Annotated in this window: 7 protein-coding genes and 1 pseudogene; 3 read left to right on the plus strand and 5 right to left on the minus strand. The window is 67.6% G+C overall.

The window, feature by feature from the left end; translation table 11 throughout:
* Window positions 1–132 precede the first annotated feature (132 nt).
* The gene (locus CLG85_RS04470) at window positions 133–2,958 is read right to left on the minus strand and encodes an Rne/Rng family ribonuclease (protein WP_260348497.1); all 2,826 of its coding nucleotides are present in this window, start codon (window positions 2,956–2,958) and stop codon (window positions 133–135) included.
* 606 nt (window positions 2,959–3,564) lie between these two features.
* On the opposite strand from CLG85_RS04470, the gene CLG85_RS04475 reads away from it, so the two are divergent.
* Complete coding sequence (locus CLG85_RS04475; RefSeq protein WP_095882757.1) at window positions 3,565–4,383, plus strand: HpcH/HpaI aldolase family protein; 819 nt, start codon at window positions 3,565–3,567, stop codon at window positions 4,381–4,383.
* A 3-nt stretch (window positions 4,384–4,386) separates the two neighbouring features.
* On the opposite strand, the gene CLG85_RS04480 is transcribed toward CLG85_RS04475, so the two are convergent.
* Window positions 4,387–5,259, minus strand: a complete 873-nt coding sequence (locus CLG85_RS04480; protein ID WP_095882756.1) for an NAD(P)-dependent oxidoreductase — start codon at window positions 5,257–5,259, stop codon at window positions 4,387–4,389.
* Window positions 5,260–5,387: 128 nt separating this feature from the next.
* Here CLG85_RS04480 and CLG85_RS04485 point away from each other — a divergent pair.
* Window positions 5,388–7,854 (plus strand): annotated as a pseudogene (locus CLG85_RS04485) (penicillin acylase family protein).
* Window positions 7,851–8,789 carry a phosphotransferase family protein gene (locus CLG85_RS04490; RefSeq protein WP_095882719.1) on the plus strand — a complete coding sequence of 313 codons (939 nt, stop codon included), beginning with the start codon at window positions 7,851–7,853 and terminating at the stop codon, window positions 8,787–8,789. Before CLG85_RS04485 ends, CLG85_RS04490 begins: the two are co-directional and overlap by 4 nt.
* A gap of 49 nt (window positions 8,790–8,838) precedes the next feature.
* Here CLG85_RS04490 and hflX read toward each other — a convergent pair whose 3' ends face one another.
* From hflX to CLG85_RS04505, 3 genes are all read right to left on the minus strand, one after another.
* Window positions 8,839–10,092 carry a GTPase HflX gene (hflX, locus tag CLG85_RS04495; RefSeq protein WP_095882720.1) on the minus strand — a complete coding sequence of 418 codons (1,254 nt, stop codon included), beginning with the start codon at window positions 10,090–10,092 and terminating at the stop codon, window positions 8,839–8,841.
* A gap of 17 nt (window positions 10,093–10,109) precedes the next feature.
* Window positions 10,110–10,349, minus strand: coding sequence for an RNA chaperone Hfq (hfq, locus tag CLG85_RS04500; protein ID WP_066100377.1), 240 nt, complete (start codon window positions 10,347–10,349; stop codon window positions 10,110–10,112).
* A gap of 153 nt (window positions 10,350–10,502) precedes the next feature.
* Window positions 10,503–12,017 carry a TrkH family potassium uptake protein gene (locus tag CLG85_RS04505; protein ID WP_095882718.1) on the minus strand — a complete coding sequence of 505 codons (1,515 nt, stop codon included), beginning with the start codon at window positions 12,015–12,017 and terminating at the stop codon, window positions 10,503–10,505.
* Between the last annotated feature and the right edge of the window lie 2 nt (window positions 12,018–12,019).

The following is a 12,019-nucleotide window of genomic DNA, read 5'->3' on the forward strand; positions in this document are numbered from 1 at the left end:
GTCTGCGTTCCCCGGCTGAAATGATGTGCCAGCGCCACGCCCCCGCGGCTTGGGATGCAGAGCCGCGGCTCAAAATGGAAAACGCCCCGGCGCTGGGGCCGGGGCGTTCTCTCTAGCTCTGTCAGCGGGGCCTCAGCGGCTCCACCAGCCCTTGCGCTTGGGCTTGGATGCCTCATCCGCCTCGGCGGCGACGGGCTCAGGGGTGCGCTCGGGCTCCGGCTCGACCGGGGCCGCCTCGGCGACGGGCACTTCGGTCAGCTCTTCCGCTGCGGGCTCTTCCGCCACCGGGGCTTCAACCTCGGGTGCGACCGGGGCTTCCGCGACCGGCGCCTCGACGGGGGCTTTGGTCACCTCTGCCGGGGCTGCCACCTCTTCGGCGACCGGTTGTTCAACCGGAGCCTCTGCAGGCGCCTCGGCTTCGACCGGGGCCTCCACCACAACCGGCTCGGGCTGGGCTTCGGCTTCGACCGGCGCCTCTGCCGGGCTGTCCTCGGCGGGGGCCTCGGTCACCTCGGGCTCGGCCTTCTTGCGGCTGCGCGAGCGGCGGGTGCGCTTGGGCTTTTCGGCGGGCGCTTCCTCGGCTGCGGGGGAGTCGCTGACTTCGGCTTCGGCCGGAGCCTTCGCCGGCGCTTCAGCCGCCTCTGCCGGGGCCACTTCGCTCACCGCGTCGGCTTCGGGCTGGGCTTCCGCCTCGGGCTCGGCCTCGCCGCTGCCCTCCTCGTTGCCCTCGTCGTCGGAGCCGGTCTCATCCCCGGTCTCGCCGTTCTGGCCATCCCGGTTCTTCGACCGCGAGCGACGGCGACGGCGGCGGCGCTTCTTGGGCTTGCCGTCGGCATCCTCGTCGCCCGAACCATTCTCGGCGTCGGCTTGGGCGTCTGCCTTGGCTTCGACCTCTGCCTCCGCCTCGATCAGATCTTCGTCCTCGTCTTCCTCGCCGGCGTAATCCTCGTCGACCTGGTCCATCAGCGAGGCGGTCGCCGAAACCACCGGCGCGACCACCTCGGGTACGTTGCGCGTGGCGGTCTTGAACTTCTCCATCGAGAAATCGGGGCTGACGAGATGCAGGTCGCCCTCGATGCGCACGGCCATGCCGTAGCGCGCCTCGATCTGGGCGACGTGCTCACGCTTCTGGTTCATCAGGTAGTTGGCGATGCCGACCGGGCATTTCACCAGAACCTCGCGGGAGCGGCGGCGCACGCCCTCTTCCTCGATCTGGCGCAGGATGTTCAGCGCCATGTTGTCATCCGAGCGGATCAGGCCGGTGCCGTGGCAGGCCGCGCAGGGCTGCGTGGTGGCCTCGATCATGCCCGGGCGCAGGCGCTGGCGCGACATCTCGAGAAGGCCGAAGCCCGAGATGCGGCCGACCTGGATGCGGGCCCTGTCGGTTTTCAGCTTGTCTTTCAGCTTCTTCTCGACGGCGGCGTTGTTCTTGCGCTCTTCCATGTCGATGAAGTCGATGACGATCAGGCCAGCGAGGTCGCGAAGACGCAGCTGGCGGGCCACCTCCTCGGCGGCCTCCAGGTTGGTCTTCAGCGCGGTTTCCTCGATCGAGCCTTCCTTGGTGGCCCGGCCCGAGTTCACGTCGATCGCCACCAGCGCCTCGGTGACGCCGATCACGATGTAGCCACCGGACTTCAGTTGCACGGTCGGGTTGAACATGCCGCCGAGGTAGCTCTCGACCTGGTAGCGCGCGAAGAGCGGCATCGGGTCGAGGTAGTGTTTCACGTTCTTCGCGTGGGACGGCATGATCATCTTCATGAAGTCCTTGGCGTTGCGGTAGCCGCGTTCGCCTTCCACGTGAACCTCGTCAATCTCGCGGTTGTAGAGGTCGCGGATCGAGCGCTTGATGAGGTCGCCCTCTTCGTAGATCTTCGCGGGCGCGACCGACTTGAGCGTCAGCTCGCGGATCTGCTCCCAGAGGCGCTGCAGGTATTCGTAGTCGCGCTTGATCTCGGTCTTGGTGCGCTTGGCGCCCGCGGTCCGGATGATCAGCCCCGCGCCCTTCGGCACGTCGATGCTCTGCGCGATTTCCTTCAGCTTCGACCGGTCGGCGGCATTGGTGATCTTGCGCGAGATGCCGCCGCCACGGGCGGTGTTCGGCATCAGCACGCAGTAGCGGCCGGCGAGCGAGAGGTAGGTGGTCAGCGCAGCGCCCTTGTTGCCGCGCTCTTCCTTGACGACCTGCACGAGCAGGATCTGGCGGACCTTGATGACTTCCTGGATCTTATACTTCCGCGCGCGGGGCTTGCGCGCCGGGCGGATGTCTTCCTCGGTGTCGTCATCGGCGACCGACTCGATGCTGTCATCGGACTTGGCCGCGTCGAGCTCGTGCACGTGGTCATCGTGATCGTCGGCCTCGGGCGCCTCTTCGGGGGCCTTCAGCTCGGTCTCGTCTGCCTCTGCTGCGGCGGGCTCTTCGACCGGGGTTTCGGCCACGGTTTCCATCGGCGACAGACCTTCGTCGTCGCGGGCATCGAGGACGTCATCCCCGAGGTCGATGGTTTCCATGCCCGAGATGCCTTCGGACACTTCGCCCGAGACCTCGCCGGTCACCAGCTTGTCACCGGTGCTCGCCTTTTCCGCCTTGCTGCGCGAGCGCGAGCGGCGGGTGCGGGAGCGCGAGTTCTTCGAGCGCGACTTTTCCTTGTCGTCCTCGTCCTCTTCGGCCGCCAGAGCCGCCTCTTCCTCCATCAGCGCCTGACGGTCGGCGACGGGGATCTGGTAATAGTCGGGGTGGATTTCCGAGAAGGCGAGGAAGCCGTGACGGTTTCCGCCGTAGTCCACGAAGGCCGCCTGCAGCGAGGGCTCGACCCGGGTGACTTTCGCCAGGTAGATATTGCCTGCTAGCTGACGCTTGTTTTCCGATTCAAAGTCGAATTCCTCGACCTTGTTTCCGTCGACCACCACAACGCGGGTCTCTTCCGCGTGGGTGGCATCGATGAGCATTTTCTTTGCCATGTTTTCCGTATGCACGACACATGCGCCAGAAGCCCGGGCGGAGCCGGGCTGCGAGGTGATGTGGCGTGGCTTGTCTGGGCGGTGAGCGGCGCGCAGGCACGGGAAGACAATCTGTCTTCGCCCGGGTGCCTGATCTGCGTCGCGCGCTTCATCGCGGTTCTTCTCCGACACCGTCGCGGCGGAACGCCCCGCGGTGCCTTGTTGCGGCCCGTCGCCTTGGGCGGTCCGGGCAATGTGCTTGGCCTTGCGGCCTGATCGGTCTGCCCGGGGTCCTGTGGCGGACGGCTCCGAAGCAGCGAAACTCTTTGGCACAGCGTCACGCGGGTGGCGTGAAACACACTTGCCTAACAGGTAGCATAGGGGCATCGCCGCCCCAATGACAATATGGAATGTGACGCGTGCATGAATTCATCCACAGGGCTGCCCCCATGTCGCGCAGCCGCGTCACCCTTGCCGGAGCCACCCACCCTTCCCCGCCACGGCCCCAGGCGATCCCGCCGCAGCACTTTTGGTATACCATATCTATTGACCTTGCGTCGCGCGACGTATTCAACTCGGGCCGACCTGCCCCGGAGACATCGCCGCGGCACAGACGAGGAGGACTTCATGACCGGAAGAAACAGGCTCAAGGCGCGGCTCAAGGCCGGGGAAACGGTGACCGCGGCCTGGTTCGAGCTGGGCTCGCCCGAGGTGGCCGAGCTGCTGGTCTACAGCGGCTGGGACGTCCTGGTGATCGACTGCGAGCATGGCTCTGCGGGGCTCGAGGCGGGGCTGAACCTGTTGCGCGCGGTCGAGGGCGCAGGTGGCGAGGCGGTGATCCGCGTGCCCGACGCCTCGGAGGCGACACTGAAGCGGGCGCTCGACCGCGGCGCGCGCTCGATCATGGTGCCGATGGTGCATACCGCCGAGATGGCCCGCGAAATCGCGTCCTACTGCCTCTACGCGCCGCGCGGACGGCGGGGCTACGCCGCGCCCATCGTGCGGGCGACCAACTGGGGGAACCTGCCCGGCTATGGCGCCACCGCGCATGAGGAGCTGCTGCTGATGGCGCAGGTCGAGCATGTGGACACGGTTGCCGAGGTCGCCGAGATCGCCAAGGTCGAGGGCATCGACATGGCCTTCGTCGGCCCGAACGATTTTGCCGCCTCCATGGGTCTGCTCGAGCAGACCGAGCACCCAGAGGTGCGCGCCAAGATCGCCGAGGCGGAAAAGGCGGCGCTCGACGGCGGGCTGCTGCTCGGCACGATCACCGGTGTTGCCGGTCCCGGTCGCGGCTACGGCGAGCTGCGCGAGGCGGGTTATCGTTTCATCGTCGGCCCGAATGACGTCGGCCTGTTGGCCGGGGCCGCCCGCGCCGCAAAGGCGCAGGCCGCCGAAGATCTGGGCGAGGCGGCGCCGGAAACCGCCCCGCGCGCGAGCTACTGAGGCTCAGCCGAAGGCCTTGAGACGCTTGATCAGCGAGGAGGTATCCCAGCGGCCGCCGCCCATGGACTGCACGTCCTTGTAGAACTGATCCACCAGAGCCGTCACCGGCAGCGAGGCGCCGATCTCGTTGCCGGTGGCAAGGCAGATGCCGAGATCCTTGCGCATCCAGTCCACCGCGAAGCCATGCTCGAACTTGTCGTCGAGCATCGTCTCGAAACGGTTCACCATCTGCCAGGAACCCGCTGCGCCGCCGCCGATCACCTCGACCACCGCGCGCCCGTCGATCCCCGCCTTCTCGGCAAAGGCCAGACCTTCGGACAGGCCCTGCACCAGCCCGGCGATGCAGATCTGGTTGACCATCTTGCACAGCTGGCCCGCGCCGCTGTCGCCGAGGCGCTTGCACATCTTGGCATAGGCGGCGATCACGGGCTCGGCGGCGTCGTAATCACCCTGATCACCACCGCACATCACCACAAGCTGGCCGTTCTCGGCCCCCGCCTGGCCGCCCGAAACCGGCGCGTCGACGAAGCCGAAGCCGTTGTCCTTGGCGACTTCCCAGAGCTCGCGGGTCACCATCGACGACACCGTGGTGTGATCGACGAAGGCCGCGCCCTCGCCCATGCCGGCAAAGGCCCCGTCGGCGCCGAGGCAGACCCCGCGCAGGTCGTCGTCATTGCCGACGCAGGCCATGACGAAGTCGGCGCCCTCGGCGGCCTCGCGCGGTGTCGGGGCCATCTTGCCGCCGAATTCGGCGACCCATTTGTCCGCTTTCGCGGCGGTCCGGTTGTAGACGGTCACCTCGTGCCCGGCCTTGGCCATATGTCCCGCCATGGGGTACCCCATCACGCCGAGCCCCAGAAATGCGCATTTCGCCATGGATCAACCTCCTGTTACGTTTGTCGTTGCGGGAGTTGTCGCGCCTCGCCCGCCCCTTGGCAAGGGGGCGGGTCTTGGGTAAGCCCGTCAAGAGCGGGCAATCCAAGCGGGCAATCTCGGGGCAGATCATGGCAACACTCTTCCGCTGGCTTCTCAGGCTCGTCAGCGTGGCGATCCTGCTGGCCATCATCGGCGTCTCGCTGGCCTATTACCTGGCGTCGCGCTCGCTGCCCGATTACGACAAGACGCTGGAGGTGGCGGGCACCGCCGGTGACATCGAGATCGTCCGCGACAACGCCGGGGTGCCGCATATCTTTGCGCCGGTCGACCGCGACGTCTTCTTCGGCCTCGGCTACGTGCACGCGCAGGACCGCCTGTGGCAGATGACCCTGCTGCGCCGCACCGCGCAGGGGCGCCTGTCCGAACTCTTTGGCCGCCGCACAGTCGAGACCGATACGCTGATGCGCCGGCTCGATCTCTACACCCAGGCGCGCCTGTCGGTGGAGGCGCAGGACGGCGAGACCCGCGATGCTCTCGAAGCCTATGCCGCCGGGGTCAACGCGCGCATCGAAGAGATCAACTCCGACAGCCTTGGTCGCGGCGCGCCCGAGTTCTTCCTGTTCAACGCCCCGATCGCGCCCTGGCAACCGGCGGATTCGCTGGCCATCGTCAAACTCATGGCGCTGCAGCTCTCGGGCCAGTTCCAGGACGAGATCCTGCGCGCCCGCACCTCGCTTGCCCTGCCCGAGCCGGAGATGATCCAGGACATCCTGCCCGACATCCCCGGCCCGGCCATCGCCGAACTGCCGGAATACGCTGCGCTCTTCCCGGAAAAGCCGCTGCCGCGCTTCGCCGAGGCCAGCCGCCCCACGCCCGCGATGATGCCGGTCGCGCCGCGCGGCATGGCCGGCGCCTCCAACGCCTGGGCCGCCGCGCCGGACCGCTCGGCGGGCGGCGGCACGCTGCTGGCCAATGATCCGCACCTCGGCTTCACCGCGCCCTCCACCTGGTATCTCGCGCGACTGCAGCTCTCGAGCGGCGGCGTCATCGGCGGCACCATCCCCGGCGTGCCCGCGGTGATGCTGGGCCGCTCCGAGCATATCGCCTGGGGGCTGACCTCCTCCTACCTGGACGATCAGGATCTTTACATCGAGGAGCTGGACCCCGAAAACCCCGAGCGCTACCGCACCCCCGACGGGTTCAAGACCTTCCGGACCCGCCGCTCGATCGTCGACATCAAGGGCGCGCCGCCGGTCACGCTGACCCTGCGCTGGACCGACAACGGTCCGGTGCTGCCGCGCAAGGCCTTCGATCTCGACCGGATCACCCCGCAGGGCGACGTGGTCTCGCTCGCCTGGACCGCGCTCAGCGACCGCGACAGTTCGATGAGCGCGGCCATCGGCCTCATGAAGGCACAGACCGTGGACTCGGCGCTGGAGGCCAGCAAGGCCTTCGTCGCCCCCTCGCAGATGCTGACGTTGATCGACGACACGCATATCGCGATGAAGCTGATCGGCGCCATGCCCGAGCGCGACCCGCAGAGCCAGACCCAGGGCCGGATGCCGAGTCCGGGTTGGATCGCGGCGAACCGCTGGAAGGGCATCTTGCCGGACAGCGACAACCCGGTGTTCAAGGATCCCAAGGGCGGCATTCTCGGCAATACCAACAACAAGGTCGTGGACCGCCCCTTCCCCCATCACGTCAGCTTCGACTGGGGTGACAGCCAGCGGATCATGCGCTGGAGCGCGCTGATGCAGGGCCGCGAAGTGCACACCCGCGACAGCTTCATCGAGGCGCAGCTCGACACCGTCTCGCCCGCCGCCCGCACGCTCCTGCCGCTGATCGGCCGCGACCTGTGGTTCACCGGCGAGGCCGCCCCCGAGGGCACCCCGCTGCGCCAGCGCGAGCGCGCGCTCGACCTGCTGGCCGAGTGGAATGGCGAGATGAACGAGCACATGCCCGAGCCGCTGATCTACGCCGCCTGGCTGCGCGCCCTGCAGGACCGGCTGATCCGCGACGAGATCGGCCCGCTCGCCGACGCATACACCCATGTCGACCCGCTGTTCATCGAGCGCGTCTTCCGCAACATCGACGGCGCCGGCAAATGGTGCGACGTGCTGCGCTCGGCCCCCAAGGAGACCTGCACCGACATCGCCCGCATGGCGCTGGACGACGCGCTGGTCTGGGTCGGCGAGCGCTACGGAACGCAGCTCGAGAGCCTGCGCTGGGGGGGATGCCCACCAGGCCACGCACAAGCACAGCGTGCTGGGCGACGTGCCGCTGCTGAATTATTTCGTGAACATCCGCCAGACCACCTCGGGCGGAGATTTCACCCTGCAGCGCGGCGTCACCGCGGGGATCGGCCCCGACCCCTTTGCCAATGTGCATGGCGCCACCTACCGCGGGGTCTATGATTTCGCCGACCCCGACAGCTCGGTCTTCGTCATCTCGACCGGAGAGTCGGGCCACCTGCTGTCGCGCCACTACGACGACATGGGCACGCTCTGGCGCCGCGGCGAATACATTCCCATGTCGCTGGACGAGGATCTCGCCCGCGCCGCCTCGGTCGGCGTGACGCATCTGGTGAAACCATGACCGACCCCGCGCGCCTGACCCGTCCCGAGGCGCAGGCGCTGGCGCGCGAGGTCCTGGCAGAGCATCGCCCCGGCTTCTCCTACGGGCTCGGCTGCCTGAAGAACCTCGACCGTCCGATGCGCGCGCAGGTCTTCTGCGCCGCCCACCCCCGCGAACACCTGGTGGTCAAGGTTTTTGCCCCCGCCTTTGCCGAGAAGGCCCGCGCGCAGTCCCTCCGTCAGCACGCCGTCGCGACCCAGATGAGCGACGGCCCCTGGCGCGCGCCCGAGGTGCTCTTCTTCGACGAGCTGCGGCTGGTGCTGGGCATGGCCTATGCGCCGGGCCCGAGCCTCGCGGAGCTCTGGCCGCAACTGCCTGCCGAAAAGCGCGATGCCACGCTGGAGGCCGCGGGAAGCTGGCTCGCTGCCCTGCACCGCCCGACGCTGGAGCCGGGCAAGCTGCGCCCCCGCGGCCAGCTCGACTGGCTCGCCAGGCTGCTTCAGCGGGCACGCGAGGGCGGGAACGGACTTCCCGATGTCGAGAAGTTTTCCCGCGCACTTTCGGACCTTGAAACGCTCTTCCCCGAGATCCGCAGCCTGCCCGCGACCCGCGCCGTCACCCACCGCGACCTGCACCTTGCCAACCTGGTCAGCGCCGAGGGCGCGCTCTGGGGGCTGGATTTCGAGAATGATGCGCCCGACGCCCCCTACCGCGACCTGGTCGCCCTGCTGATCGATGCGCTTGCCTCCGCGCCCGAGCCCGATGCCCCGCGCTTCGCCGCCGCTCTCGCGCGCGGCTACAGAGACGATATCACCGCTCCTGCCGCCCGGCTCTTCGCGCAGCGCGCCTATGCGCTCGGCACCTGGGCGCGTACACCGGCCGAGCCGTCCCTGCGCCAGGGCGCACGGCTTGCGGCGGCGAAGATGATCCTCGCCGCCGACAAACCTCTGTTCTAGGAACAACGTCCTTGGAAGGACGTCGCAAATCTCTTCAAAGAGATTTGCCTCAGATCGTCTCGAACTGAGCGCGATCCTTGGGGGTCCAGCGCAGGTGCAGAAGGTAGCCCTCCTCGTCCTGTTCCTCGGACAGCACCAGCCCCTTCTGGAAGAGCCACGCCCGGCGCTTGCCCTCGCCGAAACCGAGCCGCAGATCCTCGTCGATGGACGCCCCCTGCAGCCGCTCGGTCACCGCCTCGAGCAGCCCGTCGAGCCCCTCGCCGGTGATCGCGGAGACCGCGAAGATGCCCTCGTCGCGCGCCGCACGGGCGAGCGCCGCCTCGCGGTCCTCGGGATCGAGTCGGTCGATCTTGTTCCAGACCTCGATCTGCGACACGTCTTCCTTCACCCCCAAGGAGCGCAGGATGGCGTAGACGTCCTCGGCCTGTTCCATCGTGCCCGGGTGCGAGATGTCACGCACGTGCAGCACGAGGTCGGCGGCCAGAACCTCTTCGAGCGTGGCGCGGAAGGCCGCGACCAGCTCGGTCGGCAGGTCGGAGATGAAGCCAACCGTGTCGGAGAGGATCACGTCCATCCCCGTCGGAAGCTGCACCGCCCGCATGGTCGGGTCGAGCGTGGCAAAGAGCATGTCCTTGGCCAGCACCTCGGCCCCGGTCAGCCGGTTGAAGATCGTCGACTTGCCGGCGTTGGTGTAGCCCACCAGCGCAACGATCGGGTACGGAACCTTGGCCCGGGCCTTGCGGTGCAGCTCGCGGGTCTTGACCACCTTGTCGAGCTGCCGGCGCAGGCGTACCAGCTGTTCGTCGATGGCACGACGGTCGGCCTCGATCTGGGTCTCGCCGGGGCCGCCGACGAAACCGAGCCCGCCGCGCTGCCGTTCGAGGTGGGTCCAGGCCCGCACCAGGCGGGTGCGCTGGTAGCTCAGCGCCGCCATCTCGACCTGCAGCACACCTTCGCGGGTGGCGGCGCGGTCCGAGAAGATCTCGAGGATCAGCCCGGTCCGGTCGAGCAGCTTCACCTTCCACTCTTTCTCGAGGTTGCGCTGCTGCACGGGGGAAACGGGACCGTCGACGAGCACCAGCTCGACCTCGGCCTCCTTGAGGCGTTCCTTCAGCTCGGCAATCTTGCCGGAGCCGAAGAGCGTGCCGGGGTGCGGGTCGCGCAGCGGCACGATTTCACTGCCCACGACCTCGAGTTCTGGAAGCGCGGCCGCGAGGGCCACGCCTTCTTCGAGCGCCATCTCCGCATCGCGGCGATCACGGTCTGCCTTGATATCGGGGTGCAGGACCCAGGCGCGGGTCACATGCGGATCATGTTCGTTCAAGCGTTATCGTCGCCGTCATAAAGGTTGATCGGCTGCGACGGCATGATGGTCGAGATCGCGTGTTTGTACACGAGCTGCGACTGACCGTCGCGGCGGAGGAGAACGCAAAAATTGTCAAACCAGGTGATGACACCCTGCAATTTTACACCGTTGATCAGGAAAACCGTAACCGGAACCTTGGTTTTCCGAACATGGTTAAGAAATGCGTCCTGTAGATTTTGTCTGTCCGAAGCCATTAATTTAGCCTTTTTTTTCTTGCTGCAGCCATTCTCAGGCGCTCCCTCGTTCCGGGCGAGTATGTATCGCAAGTTGCGGAACTTCCAGAGCAAAAATATCGATCCCGCGGCGCCCCCCGCGAGCCTCAGCGCAAAGGCGCCTGAAGGCCCTGTTCAATCGCGCCAGATGTCAGGTGTCAGCAGCACGATGATGCCCAGCACCTCGAGCCGGCCAAGCACCATGGCGGCCACGAAAAGCCCCTTCGCCGGATCGCCCATTTCGCTCAGCGGAATCGGCTGCTCGGCGGCGGCGCGGATCAGCGGACCGCAATTGGTGAGCGCCGCGACCGTGGTGACCATGGCGTTCTCGAAATCCAATCCAGAGAGGGCAAAGAGCAGCGAGAAGACCGCGATGGTCATCGCGAAGAGCATGAAGAACACCCAGGCGACAAAAGCCCCCTGCCGTCGGATGCGCCGCGCCATGACCCCGGAGCGGCCCAGCGAATGCGGGTGCACCAGGCGTTCCATCTCGCGCACGCCTGCAAGGTAGAGCGCGTAGATCCGCAGCAGCTTCACCCCGCCCGCCGTGGTCGCCACGCCGCCGCCCATGATCGCGAGCCCGAGCAGAATCACCCCGGGCGTCTGCAGCCCCGACCAACCGCGCACCGCACCCCAGTCCGCGCTCTGGAAGCCGGTGGTCGACAGGAACGACAGCGCGGTGAAGAGCCCGCCCCAGAGCGAGCGCAGCCCGGCGGCGAGGTTGGTCTCGGTGCCGATCTCGAAGGAGGCGATCCAGTGCCGAAGGAAGAGCGCCGCGGGCAGCACCAGCACGATCAGCAGCCCCATGCGGAACTCGGGGTCGTGGCTCAGCTTCGAACCGGCGAGCCCCTTGGTGTCGCCCGAGAAGGTCAGCCGCGACAGGGCGAAGAACAGGAACAGGAAGATGATCATCTCGCCAGCCATGCCGCTCTGCGCCGTCTGCGGCCCGCCGATGGGAGAGATGCCCGAGGTGGAGAGTGTCGACATGGCGTGGCTGAGCGCCACCAGCGGCTGGTCACCCGCCATGAGCAGCATCACCCAGAGCGCCAGCGTCAGCCCGATGTAGATCGGTGCCAGTACCCGCGCCGAGGCGGCAAGCCGCAGCGCCGGATCCGAAACGTCGCGTCGCGCCGCGCCCGCGTCGACGCTCTGCCCGGGCTCGCCCGAGGCGGTGACCTCGAAGCCTCCGAGCGTCAGCGGTGCCAGCAAAGCCGCCGAGCTCACCCAGATCAGCAACCCGCCCATCCAGCCCACCTGCGCGCGCCACAGGTGCTCGGCCGCCGAAAGGCGCTCGGGGGCGAAGAGCGTGGCGCCGGTGGTCGTCAGGCTCGAGACCATCTCGACATAGGCGTTGAGAAAGCTGGTGGTGCGCACAGCCTCGTGAAAGGGCACGGCGAGCATGGCGGGCAACAGCAGGAAGGCCGCGAGCAGCGCCAGGAGCTGGCGCGGCGCCGAGCGGTTGTGCGTGCGGGTCGCCTGGGCGATGCCGATCAGCGTGGTCAGCACAAGCCCGACGATGCCCGCGTAAAAGAAGCTTCGGGCGTCGTGGAACTCCTCAAGGGCCAGCGCCACGGCAGCGGGGGCGATCATCGAAGCGCTGGCGATGCCCGCCAGCAGGATCAGGAGGGGCGTGCGGCTGAGCGTGAGCATGG

Origin of the sequence: Alloyangia mangrovi (assembly GCF_002300555.2) — a bacterium.
GTDB classification, from domain to species: Bacteria; Pseudomonadota; Alphaproteobacteria; order Rhodobacterales; family Rhodobacteraceae; genus Salipiger; species Salipiger mangrovi.

Coding starts and splice junctions, on each gene's coding strand:
- CLG85_RS04490 (WP_095882719.1), top strand. CDS start 7,851: ATGACCGACCCCGCGCGCCTGACCCGTCCCGAGGCGCAGGCGCTGGCG.
- CLG85_RS04480 (WP_095882756.1), bottom strand. CDS start 5,259: ATGGCGAAATGCGCATTTCTGGGGCTCGGCGTGATGGGGTACCCCATG.
- CLG85_RS04470 (WP_260348497.1), bottom strand. CDS start 2,958: ATGGCAAAGAAAATGCTCATCGATGCCACCCACGCGGAAGAGACCCGC.
- hfq (WP_066100377.1), bottom strand. CDS start 10,349: ATGGCTTCGGACAGACAAAATCTACAGGACGCATTTCTTAACCATGTT.
- CLG85_RS04505 (WP_095882718.1), bottom strand. CDS start 12,017: ATGCTCACGCTCAGCCGCACGCCCCTCCTGATCCTGCTGGCGGGCATC.
- CLG85_RS04475 (WP_095882757.1), top strand. CDS start 3,565: ATGACCGGAAGAAACAGGCTCAAGGCGCGGCTCAAGGCCGGGGAAACG.